Annotated in this window: 20 protein-coding genes; all 20 read right to left on the bottom strand. The window is 39.3% G+C overall.

Going from position 1 to position 21,337, the window contains the following annotated elements:
* Window positions 1-6: 6 nt before the first annotated feature.
* The gene (gene tatC, locus RYP29_RS03215) at window positions 7-891 is read right to left on the bottom strand and encodes a twin-arginine translocase subunit TatC (RefSeq protein ID WP_311532225.1); all 885 of its coding nucleotides are present in this window, start codon (window positions 889-891) and stop codon (window positions 7-9) included.
* A gap of 1 nt (window position 892) precedes the next feature.
* Window positions 893-1,864 carry a polyprenyl synthetase family protein gene (locus tag RYP29_RS03210; protein ID WP_016475819.1) on the bottom strand — a complete coding sequence of 324 codons (972 nt, stop codon included), beginning with the start codon at window positions 1,862-1,864 and terminating at the stop codon, window positions 893-895.
* Entirely contained in the window at window positions 1,861-2,559 is a 699-nt protein-coding gene (gene yihA, locus RYP29_RS03205) for a ribosome biogenesis GTP-binding protein YihA/YsxC (RefSeq protein WP_311532224.1), read from the bottom strand. The genes RYP29_RS03210 and yihA overlap by 4 nt, the downstream gene beginning before the upstream one ends.
* Window positions 2,559-4,868 (bottom strand): endopeptidase La, encoded by a 2,310-nt coding sequence (gene lon, locus RYP29_RS03200; protein ID WP_005380575.1) that lies wholly within the window; start codon window positions 4,866-4,868, stop codon window positions 2,559-2,561. Before lon ends, yihA begins: the two co-directional genes overlap by 1 nt.
* Window positions 4,869-4,933: 65 nt before the next feature.
* Entirely contained in the window at window positions 4,934-6,187 is a 1,254-nt protein-coding gene (gene clpX / locus RYP29_RS03195) for an ATP-dependent protease ATP-binding subunit ClpX (RefSeq protein WP_005377314.1), read from the bottom strand.
* Between the two features lie 12 nt (window positions 6,188-6,199).
* Entirely contained in the window at window positions 6,200-6,793 is a 594-nt protein-coding gene (gene clpP, locus RYP29_RS03190) for an ATP-dependent Clp endopeptidase proteolytic subunit ClpP (protein WP_005377316.1), read from the bottom strand.
* A 34-nt stretch (window positions 6,794-6,827) separates the two neighbouring features.
* Window positions 6,828-8,132 (bottom strand): trigger factor, encoded by a 1,305-nt coding sequence (gene tig / locus RYP29_RS03185; RefSeq protein ID WP_311532221.1) that lies wholly within the window; start codon window positions 8,130-8,132, stop codon window positions 6,828-6,830.
* 158 nt (window positions 8,133-8,290) lie between these two features.
* Window positions 8,291-8,746, bottom strand: coding sequence for a CBS domain-containing protein (locus RYP29_RS03180; RefSeq protein ID WP_105084359.1), 456 nt, complete (start codon window positions 8,744-8,746; stop codon window positions 8,291-8,293).
* Between the two features lie 107 nt (window positions 8,747-8,853).
* Window positions 8,854-9,333: a 23S rRNA (pseudouridine(1915)-N(3))-methyltransferase RlmH gene (gene rlmH / locus RYP29_RS03175; RefSeq protein ID WP_311532220.1), complete on the bottom strand. Its 480-nt coding sequence runs from the start codon at window positions 9,331-9,333 to the stop codon at window positions 8,854-8,856.
* Between the two features lie 13 nt (window positions 9,334-9,346).
* The gene (locus tag RYP29_RS03170) at window positions 9,347-10,156 is read right to left on the bottom strand and encodes an MBL fold metallo-hydrolase (protein WP_311532219.1); all 810 of its coding nucleotides are present in this window, start codon (window positions 10,154-10,156) and stop codon (window positions 9,347-9,349) included.
* A gap of 91 nt (window positions 10,157-10,247) precedes the next feature.
* Window positions 10,248-11,438, bottom strand: coding sequence for a RuBisCO large subunit C-terminal-like domain-containing protein (locus RYP29_RS03165; RefSeq protein ID WP_311532217.1), 1,191 nt, complete (start codon window positions 11,436-11,438; stop codon window positions 10,248-10,250).
* Between the two features lie 128 nt (window positions 11,439-11,566).
* Window positions 11,567-11,986 carry a flavodoxin gene (locus RYP29_RS03160; RefSeq protein WP_016475827.1) on the bottom strand — a complete coding sequence of 140 codons (420 nt, stop codon included), beginning with the start codon at window positions 11,984-11,986 and terminating at the stop codon, window positions 11,567-11,569.
* A gap of 10 nt (window positions 11,987-11,996) precedes the next feature.
* Window positions 11,997-12,584, bottom strand: coding sequence for a DUF3793 family protein (locus RYP29_RS03155; protein WP_005377411.1), 588 nt, complete (start codon window positions 12,582-12,584; stop codon window positions 11,997-11,999).
* Window positions 12,585-12,693: 109 nt separating this feature from the next.
* A complete protein-coding gene (locus RYP29_RS03150; protein ID WP_311532214.1) occupies window positions 12,694-13,320 on the bottom strand; it encodes a hypothetical protein in 627 nt (208 codons plus the stop codon).
* A gap of 49 nt (window positions 13,321-13,369) precedes the next feature.
* Window positions 13,370-15,058 carry a glutamine--tRNA ligase/YqeY domain fusion protein gene (locus tag RYP29_RS03145; protein ID WP_311532212.1) on the bottom strand — a complete coding sequence of 563 codons (1,689 nt, stop codon included), beginning with the start codon at window positions 15,056-15,058 and terminating at the stop codon, window positions 13,370-13,372.
* 84 nt (window positions 15,059-15,142) lie between these two features.
* Window positions 15,143-16,192, bottom strand: a complete 1,050-nt coding sequence (locus tag RYP29_RS03140; protein WP_311532233.1) for a D-glycerate dehydrogenase — start codon at window positions 16,190-16,192, stop codon at window positions 15,143-15,145.
* A gap of 181 nt (window positions 16,193-16,373) precedes the next feature.
* The gene (mscL, locus tag RYP29_RS03135) at window positions 16,374-16,841 is read right to left on the bottom strand and encodes a large conductance mechanosensitive channel protein MscL (protein WP_060807888.1); all 468 of its coding nucleotides are present in this window, start codon (window positions 16,839-16,841) and stop codon (window positions 16,374-16,376) included.
* Window positions 16,842-16,961: 120 nt separating this feature from the next.
* Window positions 16,962-18,656 carry an AAA family ATPase gene (locus RYP29_RS03130; protein WP_311532210.1) on the bottom strand — a complete coding sequence of 565 codons (1,695 nt, stop codon included), beginning with the start codon at window positions 18,654-18,656 and terminating at the stop codon, window positions 16,962-16,964.
* 109 nt (window positions 18,657-18,765) lie between these two features.
* Window positions 18,766-19,653, bottom strand: coding sequence for a DMT family transporter (locus RYP29_RS03125; RefSeq protein ID WP_311532208.1), 888 nt, complete (start codon window positions 19,651-19,653; stop codon window positions 18,766-18,768).
* Window positions 19,654-19,734: 81 nt separating this feature from the next.
* The gene (thrC, locus tag RYP29_RS03120; protein WP_311532206.1) at window positions 19,735-21,234 is read right to left on the bottom strand and encodes a threonine synthase; all 1,500 of its coding nucleotides are present in this window, start codon (window positions 21,232-21,234) and stop codon (window positions 19,735-19,737) included.
* Window positions 21,235-21,337 lie beyond the last annotated feature (103 nt).

Raw genomic sequence — 21,337 nt, 5'->3', positions numbered from 1 at the left:
AAGTACTTATCGTTTCATCACTTTAGCTAACACAAAGAGGCTAGTTTCATATAATAAGATCATCGGCAATGCAATCATGGTTTGTGAGAACATATCCGGTGTAGGTGAGATTACTGCACCTATAATAAAGGAAAGCAAAATGAATATTTTGCGTTTCTTCTTTAAAAATTGGGATGTAATTAGATTAAAATATCCCATAATGATAATGATCAATGGTAGTTCGAATATAAAGCCGAACGGCAATACAAAGGCCAATACAAAATCCATATATTGACCAATGGAAAACATCGGTTGCAATTCATCGGTGGCAAAGCCCATAAAGAACTTAACCGCAGCAGGCAACACTAGGATATAGGAAAACAAAATACCTGTTACAAACAACAAAAAGGCTACTGGTAAAATCCAGTTTGATAGATGTTTCTCGCGAACTGTCAATGCTGGTTTCACAAAGAGCCATATTTGGTGCAGTATGATAGGCGATGCCAAAATTATGCCGCCTACGATGGATACCTTCATATACGTAAAGAAGGCTTCTGTAGGACGCATGTAATATAACTTGCCTGCAGGGGCCAATAAAATATCTAATAATACGTCTACATAATAATAGGCAATGCCCGTTCCTATGATAATAGCAACAACCATAATTATAATACGTCTACGAAGTTCTGATAGATGGCCTACCAACGATAAATTGGCAGCTTCGTCCATCATCTTTTGTTCCATCTCCGTATATAACGGCTCTGGAGCATCCTCTTCTTGTTCAGTATTTACCACGGCATATTGCTCTTGTTCTGCTTTTTGTGCTTGTTCCCGACGCTTTTGTCGAACTACGCTATCAAATGAAGGTTTCTTTATGGGATATTCGAAATCTTTAGGTTCGAAGGCCTCCATATTATACCTTTCTATCTGCTAAGTTTTGAACAGCTAATACTAAAAACTCTTTGCCATCAAAATCACGTATAGATTGTAATGCAGATAATGCATCATCACAATATTGTTGTGCTACCCGTAATGTATTATCTATACCACCCTGAGCAATAACATAATCGATAATCTCTTGTTCATTACCGCCATGATTAAGGTTCTTAATATCTTGCAGCAACTGATTCTGATTGCTTTCATTAACAATACTAAGCAACGGATAGGTTAACAAGCCCTCTCGAAGGTCATTCCCTACAGGTTTGCCTGTCGTGTCTGAGGTTTCGCGATAATCCATAATATCATCGGTAATTTGGAACGCCATCCCCAACGCATGACCATATCGTTTTAGGTACATAATTTCATCACTAGACCAGCCACCTAGCAGGCCCCCTAGTTCCATGCAGCCTTCCATAAAGTCGGCTGTTTTCTTTTGCGTCTTTGTCATATATCGGTCTATACCTTGGTCAATGCGATACACATCTTCCATTTGCATAAATTCACCTTCCACAAGACAGGTGATGATATGAGAAAAGACCTTCAAATATTCCATATGTGGCATTTCGGATACGATACGGAACGCCTTAGCAAATAAATAGTCTCCACTTAAAATGGCAACCTTATTGCCTTTGTGCTTATGAATTGTCTCTTCACCGCGACGTATTTCCGCCTGATCTAGGACATCATCATGAATCAACGTCGCTAGATGTAACATTTCTACAGCTTCTGCAATTTTAATACGTTCCGCCTCTACCGATGTACCCGCATTGGCAATAAGCAAGCATAATTGTGCGCGCAAACGTTTACCGCCGGCCTCGGATAAAGGTCTAATCAGAGTATTAAAATCTTCAGACCCCGTATTAAAGGATGACGCAAGAGCACGTTCAACACCCTCTAAATCAAGAGCGATGCGTTCCATCATCTCTAACTGGTTTGAATTACTCATGCTTCCTCCCCTACTAGTACTTTATTAATTCGTTGCTGTAATAACTCACGGCCCGTATGTTTCAATGAGCTATACATAATCGGTGGAGAATCAGTTTGATACATCGCTTTAATTTTTGCTAAATTTACTGATTTTTCTTTAGCATTAAGCTTATCTACCTTCGTCACCACGATTTGAAGAGGCACACCGGCCTCAACGAGCCAATCAAATGCTACTTTGTCGATAGGCATCTCTGGATGACGCCCATCGATAAGCAAGCATAATAACATTAATCGTTCAGAATGCAATATATAATCTGATATAAATGATGACCACATATTGCGGTTATCTTTATTCGTTTTTGCAAAACCATATCCAGGCAAATCGACTAAGAACCAGTGGTACCGACGTTCTTCAGTTTCACTAATATCCTCTTTTGATTCAATATCAAAATAGTTTATCGTCTTTGTTTTCCCTGGCTGTCCACTCACAAGAGCAAGACCACGATAATTACACAAAGAATTAATCAACGAGGATTTGCCCACATTAGAGCGTCCTAAAAAGGCTACTTCTACCGTATCCCCTTCAGGATATTGATCTGCTTTTACACAGGATGTATTATATTTTGCTGCTATAATGCGAGGCCCCTTAATTTCTTTTCTTGTATATTGTGGTTTTGGCCCCATATGTTTTGTGGATTTTTTCTTCTTTTGCATTATACAAGTGCCTTTGCTAAAACTTCATCCATTGTCTTAACAGGTGTGATGATAAGCCCTTCTTTTACACTATCTGGTAATTCAGGAATATCTTTTTCATTTCCTTTTGGAATTAAAACCTCTTTCACACCATATAACAATGCTGCCAACAATTTCTCTTTAAGACCGCCAATTGGTAATACGCGGCCACGCAATGTGATTTCACCGGTCATAGCAAGATCAGCGCGCACCTTACGTCCCGTCAAGGCAGATACCATGGCTAATGTCATCGTAATCCCTGCAGAAGGACCATCCTTTGGTGTTGCCCCTTCTGGAAGATGAACGTGAATGTCTAACTTTTTATAGAATTCTTCATCGATTTTCAAGGATTTTGCATTATGGCGAATATAGCTCATAGCAGCATGACCGGATTCTTGCATTACTTTACCAAGGCTACCGGTTAGTGCTAATTTGCCAGTCCCCGCCATTGTTGTTGCTTCACAAGGTAATACTACACCACCTACAGAGGTCCAAGCAAGTCCGTTAACATAGCCCACTTGAGGTTTCTTTTCACGCTCTTGATCGATAAAGATAGGCGCGCCTAAGTATTCGTGTAAATTCTTGACGGAAACCTTCGGTGTTTCAATATCTTGTTCTACCACTTGGTAAGCCATTTTTCGGCATACTTTAGCGATAGTTTTTTCCAAGGTACGAACGCCAGCTTCACGAGTATATTCGGATACAATTTTCTTTAACACTGCATCAGATAATTTAATCTTATTATCTTTCAAACCGTTCTTTTCGATTTGTTTAGGTGCTAAATAGCGCTTAGCGATTTCTAATTTTTCATCTTCCATGTAGCTTGAAAGCTCAATGATTTCCATACGGTCTAATAATGGGCCTGGAATATTAGAAGCCACATTCGCCGTAGTAATCCAGAATACATCGGAGAAATCAAATGGAATTTCAATAAAATGATCGCTAAATGTACTATTTTGTTCTGGATCCAATACTTCTAATAATGCAGAAGATGGATCGCCTTTATAATCGGATGCCAATTTATCGATTTCATCAAGTAAGAATACAGGATTACGGGTCCCTGCATTTTTAATACCTTGAATCATACGACCTGGCAATGCGCCAATGTATGTACGACGATGGCCTCGAATTTCAGCTTCATCGCGAACGCCACCTAAGGATGCGCGTACGAATTTACGATTCATCGCTTTAGCAATGGATGAAGCTAATGATGTTTTACCAACACCAGGAGGTCCTACTAAGCAAAGGATAGAACCGCTATTCTTACCAGTCAATTTGCGAACTGCTAAGAATTCTAAGATACGTTTCTTAACCTTTTCTAACCCATAATGATCAGCCTCTAAAATATCTTTTGCTTCATTGATATCTAGACGATCATCGGTAACATCGTTCCATGGTAAGCTTAGCACCCAGTCAAGATAATTTCTAAGAATGGTCGCTTCTGGCATCATTTGTGGCATGCGGCTATAGCGAGAAATTTCTTTATCGATACGATTGTGAACCTCTTCGCTCAAATTAAGAGCTTTTAATTGCTCTCTTAATTCATCCGCTTCTTCCTCAGGATCGCCTTTATCGCCTAATTCATCATGAATAACGCGAATTTTTTCACGCAAGAAATACTCTTTTTGTGTTTTTTCCATAGCTTGACGAACTTGATTATTAATGGAATTTTCCAAATCAGAAATTTGTAATTCCATATTAAGAATGCCAACAATCATGTTCAATCGTCTTGCAACGGATAATTCTTCTAATAACTCTTGGCGTTTTGCATTATTAACAGGCAGCATAAATGCTACTTGATCGGCTAGTTCACAAGGGTCACGCAATTCCATAACGCGTGTAACGCCTTCTTCAGTAATCGTTTTAGCTTCATCAGCCCATTCATTGAATTTAGACTGTACTAAACGACGATACGCCTCAAGTTCTACATCATCTTCAAAAATGGATGCTACACGTTCATAGTCCCCTACATAATAAGGATCCATGCTCGTAATGTTCATAACACGAATACGAGTAATACCTTCAACGAGAACACGAACAATACCACCTGGTAAGCGCAACATTTGTTTAATTTTTACAAGTGTACCCATTTGGGCTAAATCATGAACGGTAGGTGCATCTACAGAGTCATCCTTTTGGGATACCACTGCCATAATGCGATCTTCGTTCATTGCGGCTTCTACCGCTTTGATGGATTTGTCTCGACCGATATCGAGGTGAATCACGATATTCGGATATACAACCATCCCTCTAAGGGGAACGGTAGGAATACCTACTTCGAGTAAATTCATATGTCCTCCAAGGATTTATATTATGAAAAGAAACTCATTCCTACACAGAAATGAGTTTCTTCGAATTACGATTTCAGCTGGATGTCTTTGTCTGCCTCATTTTTGAGTATAGGTTCACCTGTGCCCTTTACGGCTTCTCTGGTAACTATGCATTTTGCCACATCATCCATAGATGGAACTTCATACATAACATACTTCATTACCTTCTCAATAATGGCACGCAAACCACGAGCACCAGTTTTACGCTGTAATGCTTCATCAGCGATTTCTTCTAATGCATCATCTTCAAATGTCAATTCTACACCATCAAGGGATAGAATTTTCTCATATTGCTTAGTCAATGCATTTTTCGGTTTTGTAAGAATTTGGACCAATGCATCCCTGTCTAATAGGTCTAATGTTACCATAACAGGCAAACGACCAATAAATTCAGGAATCAAACCAAATTTCAATAAATCTTCAGGTACAACCTCTTTAAGAATCGCAGATACATCGCGTTCTTCAGCACGTTGTACATCAGCACCAAAACCTAATGTTTTCTTAGCGGTACGTTTTGTAATAACCTTATCCATGCCATCAAATGCGCCACCACAAATAAAGAGAATATTAGTAGTATCGATTTGTAACATTTCTTGATTAGGATGCTTACGACCACCTTGAGGTGGCACCGAAGCAACGGTACCTTCTAAGATTTTTAAAAGTGCTTGTTGCACACCTTCCCCTGACACGTCACGTGTAATGGAAGGATTTTCAGACTTACGGGCAATCTTATCGATTTCATCGATGTAAATAATACCGCGTTCAGCCCGTTCAATATCATAATCGGCGGCTTGAATGAGTTTTAATAGAATATTTTCTACATCTTCCCCTACATAGCCAGCCTCGGTTAAGCTTGTTGCATCTGCAATTGCAAATGGAACCTCTAACATTTTTGCTAATGTTTGAGCCAATAATGTTTTACCACTACCTGTAGGTCCAATAAATAGAACATTGGACTTTTGTAGTTCTACATCATCTACCACATTATCTGTTTGTAGACGTTTGTAGTGATTATATACTGCCACCGCAAGGGAAACTTTAGCATCATCTTGACCAATGACATATTGATCAAGATGAGCTTTAATTTCTTTTGGCGTTGGCAATTCTTTTAATTTAAAGTCTTCTGTACCGATGTCACCAAGTTCATCTTCAATAATGCGTTCACAAACTTCTACGCATTCATCACAGATGTACACATTAGGACCGGCCACTAGTTTTCTTACTTCATCACTTGTGCGTCCGCAAAAGCTACAACGCATAGTATCTTTATCTTTTGCCAATGAGCGCCTCCATTACTTGCTTTCTAGAGTATCGCGAGTTAACACCTCGTCAATCAAACCGTATTCAACGGCATCTTGGGCACTCATGAAGTTATCACGATCCGTATCACGTGCTACCACTTCAATATCTTGGCCACTGCGAGCTGCTAGGATACCATTTAACTCTTCACGCATACGAAGAATTTCACGGGCATGGATTTCGATTTCAGATGCTTGACCTTGTACACCACCCAATGGTTGGTGAATCATAACGCGCGCATGAGGCAATGCAAAGCGTTTTCCCTTTGCACCAGCTGTCAATAATACAGCCCCCATACTTGCAGCGGAGCCTACGCAAATGGTAGACACATCTGGTTTAATATATTGCATCGTGTCATAGATAGCCATACCAGCAGTTACAACACCACCTGGGCTATTAATATATAGATGAATATCTTTATCTGGATCCTCTGCTTCTAGGAAAAGCATTTGGGCAATCACCGCATTTGCAACATTATCATCAATAGGTCCACCTAAAAAGATAATGCGATCCTTTAATAAGCGAGAGTAAATATCATACGAACGTTCACCACGTTCGCCTTGTTCAACTACGATTGGTACATACATATAATCACCTTTTCATGTACCTAGTGAGCAAGCATTATTCTGCTGCTTCTGCACCTTTTGCATTATCGATGATGAATCGAGCTGCTTTTTTGCGAGCTACAGAGCCTGCCAACATAGCTACACGACCTTCTTTTGCAATAATATCCCAAACTTCTTTAGGATCTGCCCCAAAGTTTTGAGCCATAATGAAGATTTCGCGATTCATGTCATCTGGAGTTACTTCGATACCTTCAGCAGTGGCAATAGCGTCCAATACTAAATCAGCGCGTACATTTTCAGCTGCGGAATCTTTGTACTCAGTGCGTAAATCTTCGATAGTTTTATTGGAGAATTTCAAGTAGTCATCAAGTTTCAAGCCACGGCCTTCCATGTTCATAGCCAATTCTTGAATCATTTGTTCTACGCGATCGTTGATCATCACTTCTGGAATGTCTACAGTTGCATTTTTAACAGCTGCTTGAATCAAATCAGCATTGTAAGTGTCGATAGCACGACGGGATGCTTCTTCTTCCATTTTAGCACGAAGATCGTTTTTCAATTCTTCAATAGTTTCGTAAGAGCTTGCTTCTTTTGCGAATTCATCATTCAATTCAGGCAATTCTTTACGTTTAATATCATGGATATGAGTTTTGAATTCTGCTTCTTTACCAGCTAATTCAGCTACGAAGTAGTCTTCTGGGAATGTTACTTTTACAGTTACATCATCACCAGCTTTTGCGCCGATCAATTGATCTTCGAAACCTGGGATGAAGCTACCGGAACCAATTTGTAATGGGTAGGATTTACCTTCGCCACCATCAAATGGTTTACCGTCAACAGAACCAGCGAAGTCGATTACTGCGAAGTCGTCTTTTTGAATTGTAGCGCCTTCTTCAGCAACAACCATTTTAGCTTGTTGTTCACGGATGTTGTTCAATTGTTCTTCGATTTGTTCATCAGTTACAGTAGCGTCTTGTTTTTTAGCTTCTAAGCCTTTGTAATCGCCAAGTTTAACTTCTGGGCGTTTTGTTACAGTTACTTTGAAGATTAAATCTTTACCTTCTTCGAATTGTACGCGTTCTGTTTCTGGATCAGATACAGGAACGATATCGTTTTCACGAAGAGCAGCACTATAGTTTTGGCTAGCCAATACGTCAAATGCTTCTTCCAAGATAGCTTCTTTACCAAAGTTCATTTCCAATACACGACGAGGTGCATGGCCTTTACGGAAGCCAGGAATGTTTACTTGATTTGCAATGCGTTTTACCGCTTGTTTGATACCTTTGTCTACTTCTGCTGCAGGTACTTCGATAGTTAAAGTTACTACGTGTTGATCAACAGGATTTACAGTTGCTTTCATTAAAATATGTCCTCCTTGAAGGGCAAACGCCCAAATTTCTGTAGTATATTATGCACTCCTTATAATATCATAAATGAAAATTCAATGCAATTCTTAGCATTATAAGGAAACAGCCACTCATGTAGAGTGGCTGTTTAGTATTACATATATGTAAATAATTAGTTATCTTTTGCAATCAATTTGATGATATCACGACGAGATAAAATACCTACCAAACGGTACTCTTTATCTACAACAGGAATGTTTTTCAAATGTTGGTCAAGCATAACGGATACGATTTCTTCTACATCTTTATCCGGTGTTGTAGTAATAACTTCGCTTGTCATTAATTCATATACATGGGATGCCAACAATTTTTTGAATTGTGCATTGTATTCGCCAATACCATTGTAATAAATACTAGCACCCAAAACATTTACATAATGAGGTACATGAGGACGAACCTTTTTATATAGTAAGTCACCTTCTGAAATAATACCTAACAATTTATTTTCTTCGTCCACTACAGAAACAGCTGTTAAATTATATTTTACCAATAAGTCCGCTACATCAGAAATTGGAGCATCTTTACCAACTGTAACAGGATATTTATTCATTACGTCTTGGATTTTCATAGGGAATTCCTCCTTCATATAACTTTACTCTTTATTATACTATTCGACCTTAGAGTTGAAAACTCCTTTTTTCAAAATTTGTATATAAATAATATTTACTAAGTATATCACCAGTGGTATGGTTCATTGCGATTTATCTTGGCACTGCGGTAAATCTGTTCTACCAACAACAATCGAACCATTTGATGAGTAAAGGTCATAGGGCTAAAGGATAACTTAAATTTTACAGAACGGCGCAGTTCGTCGCTAACGCCAAAGGCACCGCCTATGATAAAGGCCATATCACTGATGCCGTCCACCTCTAATTTAGACACCATAGAGGCCAAGTTTTCAGAAGACATCGTTTTACCATATACATCTAGCAATACAGTGTATGCCGATTTAGGAACGGCCTTTAACAAGCGTTGCCCCTCTTCTACGACTACTTGTTTACGGTCCGCATCACTGGGCTTATCCCCTATTTTACTTTCATTCAATTCAGTAATTGTAACGCCTCCATAGGGGCGCATACGTTTTACAAATTCGGCCACACCTTCACGAAGGTAAGACTCTTTTAATTTACCAATACAGATTACATGAAACTTCATACAAGATGTACCTCTAATTTTTATGAATGGACTGCATGGATACTATTTCATTAGGTTGTCCATGCTGTAATTTCATTTCTGGGCCAATTTTTACACCCCCATCGACGAGCATTTGTCCAATCGTCTGCGTCACGAGGACAGGGTTATTATTATTTTCAGAGCGATGTGCTAAAATGACCTGCATAAAATTAGGTCGTTTCATCATGAGTAAGGCCTGTGCGGCCATTTCATTACTCAAATGACCTTCATCACTGGCCACGCGTTGCTTTAAAAATGGTTGATACGGTCCGAAGCGCAACATCTGAGGATCATAATTAGCCTCCAAAACAAGCAATGTGCTGTCATCTAATCGATGTAATATAGTATCTGTAATCACACCTGTATCGGTGACAACTGTCGCCTTATCTTTACCGGAAAACACATTGATGCCTATCGGATCTGCCGCATCATGACTAACACTGAATGGTTCCACCGTAAGATTGCCAAGCTCCAAACTGCCCTTGGTCAATTCCACCAGTTGATGTTTTGGAACGATTAACTTATCTTGGATTTCACGCCACGTGCCCTGCTTAGTATATACAGGAATATCAAAACGCTTTAATAGTTGTTGTAGCCCCGCAATATGGTCGGTATGCTCGTGGCTAATAAATATTCCCTCAACCTGGCTCATATCGATATGTAATTCTTTCAGTCCATTAACGATGCGCCGGCAACTAATGCCCACATCATGTAATATAACAGAATTTCCTTTTTTTATAACTGTACAATTACCCTTGCTGCCACTGGCAAGAACATGGACCTCTAAAGGTGAGGTTTCACTCATTAAACTACTCCATATAATTAATTATTTCTATTGGTGAAAGTCTTTCTATCACCGTGCGATTGCGTTAGTGAAAGTCCAACTTTCACAACTATTATTGTTTCAATTGTGATAGTTCTTCTAATCGATTAACAAAATATGCCATATTTGACTCAAGATCTGGCCCACGACGGAACATATCGCCCCCAACGAGGAACATCGTATCATTTCCGTACAACTCGACTAATTCTGTAAGGCGCGCATCAGTCACACCGCCACCAGGGGCAGGACAACCTGCTTTCACCAATCCTACAGGATGTTTAATATACGCAGAAATTTTCTTGCATTGCTCTTGGGTAAATGTAAAACGCCCTCCATAGGACACAAAAACCATCATATCAGCGCCAAATAATCGAGGCAAGAATCCCAATTGTAAATAATCGGCAATGCCGGATACACCAGGACTTACGAAGCCTCCAGAATACGCAGGATGGTGAATAATTGGCAAGCGCAATTTTTCATCGGTAGCCAATTTATGTAACCAACCAGAGCCCACTAAGCCTGTGGCTACCATAAGCGCCGTAGCACCCGCCTCTTTAGCAAAATAAGCACGTTCTAATACGTCTGTACCGTCACCAGACACATTAGCTGCATATAATGCGTGTTTTCCATGCGCTTCATTCATCTCACGCACCGCAGCAGCACATCGTCTTACGCGATCTTTAAACTGCGAAAAGGATTGGTTCGTAATGCCATGATCGTCCTTGATTACATCGACGCCACCGCGCGTATAGGCTGCACACATGCGAGCTAGTTCTTCATTAGGCGTTCCCATAGGTTTAATAACAGCCTGAATCATCGGTCTTGTAGGCGTTTCAACCAATCTACGAATACCGTGCAATCCAAATCGTGGACCTTTGAATACGTCAAATAATGTAGGACATAGTTCTATGTCTACCACCCAAATATGAGGTTGTAACGATGAGTTACCAAATACAACATTTAAAAATTGTGTTGCTTCTAATGCGGTAGTATCTACATGATATGAAATGCGAGCTAGATAATAGCGAGAAGCATCAATCACTACATTAGGCATCACTCCCACAGTTGCATATGCGGAATCTGGTGCCATCGGTTCGAGAGATTCCAATCGACCTGTAATGGTATTTTTAATATATGGATCAGTTACAAATTCATAAGGGAATTCAATCGTTTGTTCTACTTGAACAGCCCAAGCAATAGACTTTGCTTCTTCATATGTGTTGGCTTCAATTCGATAGGTAACTATAAATCGCTCGTCCTTCATAATGCGTCTCCTTTGCAATAACATTATTTAATTATATACCAAAGCAGTACACCTTTCCATAAATAGATACAAAAAAGACTATAGCGATGTCACATCCATCGCTATAGCCTTTATATAATATGAAGTTGTTATGCGTTAGCTAATGTTTTACCCAATTCTTGGCATTGTGCATTGCCGTCATCATCTGGTTCACCCAAGATTGCAACACCGTCAGCTACCAATTCGCCGCCAGCATCTTTAATGCGAGTGCCCCAGTCTTCTAACCAAGTGCCACCCCAACCATAGGAGCCAAAGATTGCTACTTTTTTACCACTCAATTTACCTTCTAATTCAGTGTAGAATGGTTCGAACTCGCCTTCTTCTAATTGTTCAGCACCCATGTCAGCGCAACCAAGAGCTAATTTATCATAAGCTGCTGCTTCATCAACAGATACTTCAGAAACAGATTTTACTTCTACTTCTTGACCTGCAGCTTTGATACCTTCAGCTACTTCATAAGCCATTTTTTCTGTATTGCCTGTACCGGACCAAAAAATTACACCAATCATCTTGTACCTCCTAGGCCGTTCTTGCGACCAATGAACTAAATGTTTTTCCCAACATCAATTGAGTTTGACAAAATTCACGACATGCTTTGTAACATAGGAAAGAGCGTTGTGCATCTACTACATCGTGGTAAACCTTCCATTCACCACACATAGAGTATCCATTACCGCGACGAGAAATAAAATACTTCACATCCATTAACGGATATCCAAGGAACACACCAATTTCATGAGGGAAATCAACGCTTGATTCCATACGATATCGCAAATGTTCAAGCATCTCCATAATGCTCATACTATCTTGATAACCGTAGGCTTTCAAAAATGTCATCACCGCAGGTTGCCGTACATAGTCTCGTAATTGTGTTTCACGGAACACCAATAGTAGTCTACGCGCTTTACAGCGACATAATTCAAAGAAGAATAAACCCTTTTCATTAAACTCTTTATTATATTCAGTCAAAACGAATTGGATTTGTTCATTCATGTCCCGTGGAATAGAAACCAAATTCGAGACCTTAATGCCTCGAATTGCCGGTGCACAATGAAATCCAATGATATTGTCAATTGAATTCATCATAGTCGTACCTGCCTGTTGCATATCTATATAGAATCCGTCTCATTTCTTGAGATTGATTACTATATACACATAGTACTCTTGATGAGAAATATTGTCAAGATAATTGATAATTTATTTCAATAATTATTTATTATTTACCAGTTAGCAAGTTGCTCACGCGAGGAAATACCTTAGCATCACTCTCTTCATCTATAGCGATAAACCGCACACTAGGGCCCTCGTATTTACTTTCAGAAACAGCAACATGAAGAATCTCATTATAAGAATTATTATTATCTTTACTTGTATATTTTAGTGCACCTACATATGCTTTATTATGCTTCGCCAAAGGTGTCACTACTTGGTATTGACCCAGTTCAGCAGCTTTACCTCCATTGATAGATGCCACTAAATTACCGACATCACTAGCATCAGTGCTCACATGCTTGGTGTTAACAAGATTATGTTTACCACCTACGACCACATTTGCAAAGACAGCATAATTCATCTCATTTTCTCGTTTTACGTTAAGCGTATATACCTCTGCACGGCTAGCACCAGCTTTCATTAAAGCTGTTCTTACATCCGTCTTACCACCACCAGCGAATAAAGCTTTGGGTGCATTTGCGTAAATAGTAACCCCTTCATTGAGTTTCATTCCATTATACGTTCCATATGCAGCGGCATATTTACTGGCATTAATATTAGCTGCATCAACAAGTACAGGTGTGCTCATCGCTACAACACCAGCGAGAGCTAAAGCTATCATCGATTTCATAGTTTTCTCCTAAACAAAACCGCCCCTAAAAGGGGCGGTATAATCACAACTATTTCTTTTGTTGTTTTGCCCATGTATCACGTAAACCTACGATGCGATTTACCACAATATGATCGGCAGTGCTATCTTTATCAGTTACGAAATAACCTTGGCGCAAGAATTGGAATCTATCACCAGGAACGGTATTGGCAAGGCTGGCCTCACCTTTACTATGCATAACTTGTAACGATTCATGATTAAAATCAGCTAAGAAGTCCTTGCCATCAGATTCTTCCTTAAGCAAGTAGTCATACAAACGAGTTTCAATATCTACAGCCGTAGAAGCCTCAACCCAATGCAATGTGCCCTTTACCTTACGGGTGCAACCACTGCCGCTCTTCGTTTCAGGGTCATAGGTACAATGGATTTCGGTAATAGTACCATTTTCATCCTTCACAACGGATTGACATGTAATGAAATAAGCACCTTTTAAGCGTACTTCTTTACCAGGAGCCAAGCGGAAGAATTTCTTAACCGGTTCTTCCATAAAATCGGCGCGCTCAATATAAATTTCGCGGCCAAACATAACTTCACGGCTACCGAGTTCTTCATTTTCTGGATTATTTTCTACTACGCAAGGTTCTGTTTGTCCTTCTGGATAATTATCGATAATAACCTTAACAGGATCGATGACAACCATTGGACGTGGTGCTTTTAATTTCAAATCTTCACGAATACAGAATTCGAGTAATGCAATATCTACAGTACTATCCGCCTTAGCAACCCCAATGCGGTCACAGAAATCACGGATGGCCTCTGGCGTATAGCCACGACGGCGCAAGCCAGAAATGGTAGGCATCCGAGGATCATCCCAACCGGATACAAGACCTGCCTCTACAAGAGCGCGCAATTTGCGTTTAGACATAACCATTTTCGTTACGTTTAAACGAGCGAACTCGATTTGGCGAGGTTTTTCAGTGTCTTCCCAGTCTTCTAGAACCCAATTATACAATGGACGATGCACTTCAAACTCCAATGTACATACGGAATGGGTAATGCGTTCAATAGCATCCTCGATAGGATGTGCAAAGTCGTACATTGGATAAATGCTCCATTCAGAGCCTGTACGATGATGAGCCGCATTTACAATACGATACAATACAGGATCGCGCATGACGATATTAGGGTCTGCCATATCAATTTTAGCGCGTAACACCTTTTCGCCATCCTTGTATTTACCCTCTTTCATTTCTTCAAAGAGTTTTAAATTTTCTTCCACAGAACGATCGCGATATGGGCTGTTTGTACCTGGCGTAGAGAAATCGCCACGCGTTTGACGGATTTCTTCTGCTGTTTGATCATCTACATAAGCCTTACCTAATGTAATAAGCTTTTTAGCATAGTCATACATTTTACCAAAGTAATCAGATGCATATCGTACGTCGCCATCCCAATGGAATCCAAGCCATTCCACATCTTCTTTAATGGAATTTACATATTCCACATCTTCCTTTTCAGGGTTTGTGTCATCAAAACGTAAATTTGTTAAGCCCTTATATTCTTCGCCTAAGCCAAAATTAAGGCAAATGGACTTAGCGTGACCAATGTGTAAATAACCATTTGGTTCTGGTGGGAATCGCGTATGTACACGGCCACCGTATACGCCTTCTTCATTATCTTTATTTATTTCAGCTTCGATAAAGTTAATGGATACAACTTCTTCAGGAGCTACAGTTTGTTCAGTATCTTTATGTTCCAACGTTACAACCTCCATACGATAAATATTCTTTTATTTTACCATATTTTATATAGGACCGCACATTTTTTAGATTCTTGTGAAAGTTTAATCAAAATCTGTTACATCAACACCGGCATTTTTAAGTTCTTCCAAAGCAGATTCTACATCTAATTCTGGCTTTTTATAATTTACTTCTTCATTAACGCAAGTCTTTAGAGGTTTCTTATGAACACCAGCAATAATATTATCTGCAGTCAAAATAGACATATCATAACGTGTGCGATCTGTATAAGAACCGATATGAGGAACAATTAAACAATTATCAATGCCCAACAACGGATGATCTGCCGGTAGTGGTTCTGGATCTGTAACATCTAGGGCCGCGTAATCGATTTCACCATTTTTTAGAGCATCGATGAGTGCATCTGTATCGACGATAGCACCACGACCTACATTGACGAACAATGCAGTCTTTTTCATTTTCTTAAAAAACTCGGCATCGCACATATGATACGTCTCATCTGTAAGTGGCGCCATAATACATACCACATCACTCGTAGCGAGTAGCTCATCTAATTCCATGTATGTCGTTCTATATAATTTGTCGTCATTGCGTTGATGTCGATTATGATATACAACGGTCATACCAAAGGCACGAGCGCGTCGAGAAATGGAAACGCCAATAGCACCCATACCAATAATGCCCAATGTACGACGACTCAAATCAAACCCCTTAATATTAGAAGGTCTTTGAGCCCAACGTCCCTCTTTTACAAAGGCTGCATTTTCAATAATGCGCCGACTAGCCGTAGCAATCAATGTAAAGGCCAATTCTGCCACCGTTTCATTGAGAACGCCTGGCGTATTTCCGTAGGGAATTCCAGTAGCTGTAAGTTCATCAATTTTCACATTATCATAGCCTACCGATGCCTGTGCAATGACCTTTAAATTAGGAGCGTCTTTCACAAGGTCCGCATCAACCGATATAGAGTTGATAGACCATAAGCCATCGGCATCGCGCAACCATTCTTTTAAAACCTCTCTAGGCATTTTAGTTTTTTCTTTCCACTGACGTACGTCAACATGTTCTTGTAAATAGGCAATAGCATCACGTCGCACTAAGCCAGGTACCACTACTAATGGTTTACGTTCCATAATCATTTCATCACTTCTCTATATATTCTTAAATGCTGTAACAACATATCATTTACAACGAAAACTATATGTATCTATATTGTATCCTATAATTGGAAATTTACCAAAACTCAGGGCTAAGTTACAACAAAAAAGAGTTCTAAAAGCATTATGCTTCTAGAACTCTTTTTTGTTGTGTTAATTATTTTAAATCAGATGTACAGTTAGGACATTTAACCGCATCAATATTGATTTCTGTTTTACAGAATGGACATTCTTTTGTAGTCGCTGGTGCTTCTTCAGCTTCTTTCTTAGCACTTTGCATTAGCTTCGTCAACGCGCGAATCATTAAGAATACAACGAATGCTAAGATTAAGAATTGAATAAGGTCAGTAATGAATGTACCGTAAGGCAATACAGCACCAGCAGAGCGAGCTGTTGCAATATCAGCACCATTTACAAATGCCTCTTTAGATGCTTCACTTAATGGCAAATATAGATTGCTAAAATCAATACCACCAGTGAACAAACTGATCAATGGCATGAATAAATTGCTAACTACAGAATTCACTAATGCTGTGAAAGCTGCACCAATAATCATACCTACAGCAAGGTCCATCATGTTCCCTTTGAATGCGAACTCTTTAAACTCTTTGATAAATTCCTTCATGTTTAACTCCTACTCACACTTAAAACCGTTCGGAAAAATTAACCTCATTAATCATAAAAGAAAACTGCATCTATGTCAATATTTTTCGATATAGTTTATTGAAAGTTTTTAATATACTTATCATCCTATTTTCATAATAGATGATTCTAGAGATAAGACTTTAGCCCGTTCAATAACCGCAATAAAGGCTGGCGGAATCATATGATCCGGTATATAATAGGCAATTCTGCGCCCTACAATCACACCTTTATTGCTATAAAACCAAGAAAAATAGTACGCCAATAATGTATCTATATCCTTTGCCTTGATATTTTTCAAACATCGTTGTACCACTTGATGATCATCAAGCCCTAACTTAGCAAAACCGCGGCGCGCCATATCCTTTGTTACCATACCACGCCCAGTATCAATAAGATCTTGAATAATGGCATCCAATATATCCCGATGATGATGTTGAATTAAATGGGACACTACATCCATTTCAAAACAGATTTCATTTGTGTAAAAGACATTAACATGAGACTTGCTATGCTTATCCATTACATCTCGGTCATAGAGTGCTACCGTCGGGATGGCAAAGCTTTTAAATAATTTATGAAGTTTACTAATAGAAGATTCCCCACGTGCATTGATAAGACATATACCAAAATAATCAAAATCTACATTTAATTTTTTTGCGATACCTGCAAAACTACCATACTCAGTTTCCCCTTCCACCAAGATGATACAACGTGCATAGAGGGCTTCCTTCGCTTCAGGGAAATGCATGATCAAATGCTTTTCTACTTCTCGAGCAAATTTAAATGTCACCCCGCATGCTGCGCGAACGAGCCCCATCTCATCACGATACATGCGTATAATATGACGATAATCATCTACCAATGCATCTGTACTATGAGTTACCACAAATAATTGCCCCAATAGGCCATCAATTTGAAATAACTGTTTAATTAATGCTAAAAATTCAGCATTTTCATTGGTCGCAATTTGACGATAATAGTTTAATACGGCTCGTTGCAAATAAGGACTCAAATGTAGTTCTGGTTCATCGACGCTGATAAATACCGGTAAATATCGACGGCCCTCATTATCATACACGAGCAATGATTCTAAATTAGTAGATGCACTCTGTACCTTCATATATATTTGTGCCAGAATCTTTAGTGCTACCGCCATGATGAGCCGTACATTATCTATAGAGTACTTACGAATTAAATTTGCCTCTGTAGAGGATGTTAACAATTCCACAAGGCGCTGTATATTAAGAACACATTCGGGATCAAGCCCCATTCTTACATTGACAAAACTATCTAATGCGATGGCATCAGCTGATGTTAATCCAGTCTTAGGTAAATAGGTAACAAGTTTTTTCCCCAGTTCCATATATACCGATGTAGGAATGGAATAGAGTTCCGCTTCCGATGTATCGCGATGACACATATAGATTGTATGGCGCAACATAGACAATGGTACAGGTGTCAATTGCTCCCCATCCACCTTATAGAGTCGTGGATATACCTCTTGTACCACTTGTTCAAGGCGTAGATATATGCCGTCTTCTGAACCAAGTATATCCTGAAATGAGGTAGTCAGTTCAGAAAAAGATAGTTTACACTCAATGCGTATCGGTTTATGTACATCAGCAAAATCACTTTCTTGAAAGCCTCGTACATTCATCATTTGCTCTAAGAGGTCAAGAAAATTGGATTTCCCTACTGCATTTTCGCCTACAAAGTAATTGATATCATTGTGAAAGTGTAGTTCAATATCTACGAGATTACGATAATTCTCAATTTTAATCCACTCCATAAACATAGTCATCACACTCCTACAATATACAAAAAGATGCAACCATCCAATAATATTCCTAATTGATGGTCGCATCTTAATTATGCACCAATACTACTTATATAGTATTCGACATTTATTTTGTTTTTTCCTCTATAATTTTGCCTGCCCGAATCGGTCCATCTTGCTCTTTTAATCGTGCCAACATGACGGATGCCACAAACATGGCAATACCAGCCCCCACAGTTTCAATGGATAGACTTTCACCAAAGAATAAAAATCCGTAGAAGGAGCTAATGAATACGCCTACATATTGCAAAAACTGCGCTACTACAGCATTCGTTGTAACAAAAGCGCCCGTTAAGAAGAACTGAGCCACTACGGTTATACCACCAATAGCAGTAATAATTAACCATTCTTGACCTTGAGGCATGACAAATCCATCTGTCGTCACAAGGCCCGCAATCATTCCTGTAATTAAGAAATAAGCCATGATTTCAAAATTACTATGTTGGCCATGCTTACTAATGGAGCGAATTGTTGTATACGCAGCGGCAGATAACGCTGCACCTAAGATGGCAACTAAGGCATACCAAGTAAATCCGCCATAACTAAATGGATTAACCATAACCATTACGGCTATGAAGATTAAGATAAGCCATTTACCAGCGCCCTTTGGAACGCGTTCCTTAAGGAAAAAGGCGCTAAAGATAAACACGAAAATTCCCGATGTTTGAAACAATATGGTAGCATCAGACATCTTCATATGTACCAAAGCAATAAAGTTACACACCATGCCAAAACCGCCATAGAGGCCTCGCATAACAAGCAATCCCCGGTCCTCCGTTGAAAACCGGATACCCTTCATATACATAACGACAAGGACCGCAACGGTGCCAAATAAGCCACGAAAGAAGGCAATCTCTCCAGATGGAATATTGGATCCTAGCATCTTAACAAACAAATTCATGGTACTCAGCAATAGTGCCGAAAGGAGTGCATAAATCAAACCTTTTTTTGCCATATATCCCCCTATCTCATCAATACAATATATCGATAACCAATACAATAAGAAACCGCCCCTCCAAGGAGAGGCGGCATAGTATTATTTAGAGAATGTATCGACAAAATCTAGAATTTCTTGTTTCATATTTTCTTTGTCGATGGCTTTTGTAAAGCGTAATGATTTAGCCTTTAACGCAGCCAATTGTTTAGGGAATGCTACACCGGTTACAGCAGAGATGTTATCTAAGCTTTCATAAGGCGTAGAACCAACCTTAATATCAAGGGCCTCACAAATAGGTGTTGGGAATTTAAATGGATGTGCAGTAGATGCGATGATTGTATGACGAGCACCATCTTCTGGATGCGCTTCTAATTCTTTCATATACGCGCCCATCGCAACAGCTGTATGAGGATCCATTAAATAGCCATAGGAATTATACACTTGCTCAATAATGGCCTTTGTTTCTTCGTCATTGACATAGGCACCGCTGAAATTAGCTTGTACACGTTTAAATTCTTCTTCATTAACAGATAATTTACCTGAGGATTTCAAATCTTTCATCCATTGAGCTGTTCTTTCACTATCCTCACCGGAGATATAGTACAAGAAACGTTCAAAGTTAGAGGACTCAAGGATATCCATGGATGGAGAAATCGTCGTATAGAATGGACGATTCATATCATATGTACCAGTGTTAAAGAAATCAGTAAGCACATTATTTTGATTAGATGCACAGATCAATTTACCGATAGGAATCCCCATCTTTTTAGCATAGTAAGCAGCCAAGATATTACCAAAATTACCTGTTGGAACCACTACATTAAACGCCTCATCTTCATGGATAGCACCTTGTGCAACAAGCTCAGCATAAGCATTCACATAGTATACTACTTGCGGTGCTAAACGACCGATATTAATGGAGTTCGCACTGGAGAACATAACGCCTTTTGCGGCTACTTCTTTTGCTGTATCTGCATCAACAAATAAACGCTTTAAGAATTGTTGCGCGTCATCAAAGTTACCATGAATAGCAGTTACATTAACATTAGCGCCTTCTTGTTTTTGCATTTGTTCTGCTTGCATAGGGCTAACGCCATCAGTTGGATAGAATACTTGAATATGCGTACCAGGTACATCTTTAAATCCTTCAAGAGCTGCCTTACCTGTATCACCAGATGTAGCCGTCAAGATAAGAACCTCTTTATCTTCACCTTCTGCTTCTTTCGCTGCTACCAATAAATATGGAAATAGTGAAAGCGCCATATCTTTAAATGCTTGTGTACGGCCGTGGAACAATTCCAATACGGATACTTTTTCAAGTAAGGAATGTAAAGGCGCAATATCGCGAGTGCTAAAATTGGCATCGCTGTAAGCGGAGTTAATCATTTCCTTGAGATGTGCTTCGGAGAAACAAGGGAATAATTTAGCTAATACAACAGCGGCTACCTCTTGGTAAGATTTATCTTTAATGTCGTTATATCTTAAGCAATTCGTTGGAAATAAAGCCGGTACGTATAAACCGCCATCTTCCGCCAAACCATGTAATAATGCATATGTTTCATTTACGGCAACAGTGCCACGTGTACTTGTATAATTCATGGGCAACCTCTACAAACTAAAATTCTACAGAATCAATAATATTCTTTAATTATAGCATAAAAGCGCCCCCAAAGGGGCGCTTTCTATAGATTTTATTGCATAT

It is taken from the genome of uncultured Veillonella sp., from assembly GCF_963534045.1.
GTDB lineage: Bacteria > Bacillota > Negativicutes > Veillonellales > Veillonellaceae > Veillonella.
Note: the sequence above shows the minus strand (reverse complement) of the source record. Positions and strands in the feature narration are given on the sequence as shown.

Bases quoted from the DNA above. Each gene is read 5' to 3' on its own strand.
- thrC (WP_311532206.1), bottom strand. From the start codon at position 21,234: ATGAATTATACAAGTACACGTGGCACTGTTGCCGTAAATGAAACATAT.
- tatC (WP_311532225.1), bottom strand. From the start codon at position 891: ATGGAGGCCTTCGAACCTAAAGATTTCGAATATCCCATAAAGAAACCT.
- yihA (WP_311532224.1), bottom strand. From the start codon at position 2,559: ATGCAAAAGAAGAAAAAATCCACAAAACATATGGGGCCAAAACCACAA.
- RYP29_RS03140 (WP_311532233.1), bottom strand. From the start codon at position 16,192: ATGGAACGTAAACCATTAGTAGTGGTACCTGGCTTAGTGCGACGTGAT.
- RYP29_RS03125 (WP_311532208.1), bottom strand. From the start codon at position 19,653: ATGGCAAAAAAAGGTTTGATTTATGCACTCCTTTCGGCACTATTGCTG.
- RYP29_RS03130 (WP_311532210.1), bottom strand. From the start codon at position 18,656: ATGTTTATGGAGTGGATTAAAATTGAGAATTATCGTAATCTCGTAGAT.
- mscL (WP_060807888.1), bottom strand. From the start codon at position 16,841: ATGAAGGAATTTATCAAAGAGTTTAAAGAGTTCGCATTCAAAGGGAAC.
- RYP29_RS03180 (WP_105084359.1), bottom strand. From the start codon at position 8,746: ATGAAAATCCAAGACGTAATGAATAAATATCCTGTTACAGTTGGTAAA.
- RYP29_RS03150 (WP_311532214.1), bottom strand. From the start codon at position 13,320: ATGAAATCGATGATAGCTTTAGCTCTCGCTGGTGTTGTAGCGATGAGC.
- RYP29_RS03210 (WP_016475819.1), bottom strand. From the start codon at position 1,864: ATGAGTAATTCAAACCAGTTAGAGATGATGGAACGCATCGCTCTTGAT.
- clpP (WP_005377316.1), bottom strand. From the start codon at position 6,793: ATGTATGTACCAATCGTAGTTGAACAAGGCGAACGTGGTGAACGTTCG.
- RYP29_RS03155 (WP_005377411.1), bottom strand. From the start codon at position 12,584: ATGCAACAGGCAGGTACGACTATGATGAATTCAATTGACAATATCATT.
- lon (WP_005380575.1), bottom strand. From the start codon at position 4,868: ATGAATTTACTCGAAGTAGGTATTCCTACCGTTCCCCTTAGAGGGATG.
- rlmH (WP_311532220.1), bottom strand. From the start codon at position 9,333: ATGAAGTTTCATGTAATCTGTATTGGTAAATTAAAAGAGTCTTACCTT.
- RYP29_RS03160 (WP_016475827.1), bottom strand. From the start codon at position 11,986: ATGATTGGTGTAATTTTTTGGTCCGGTACAGGCAATACAGAAAAAATG.
- tig (WP_311532221.1), bottom strand. From the start codon at position 8,132: ATGAAAGCAACTGTAAATCCTGTTGATCAACACGTAGTAACTTTAACT.
- RYP29_RS03170 (WP_311532219.1), bottom strand. From the start codon at position 10,156: ATGAGTGAAACCTCACCTTTAGAGGTCCATGTTCTTGCCAGTGGCAGC.
- RYP29_RS03165 (WP_311532217.1), bottom strand. From the start codon at position 11,438: ATGAAGGACGAGCGATTTATAGTTACCTATCGAATTGAAGCCAACACA.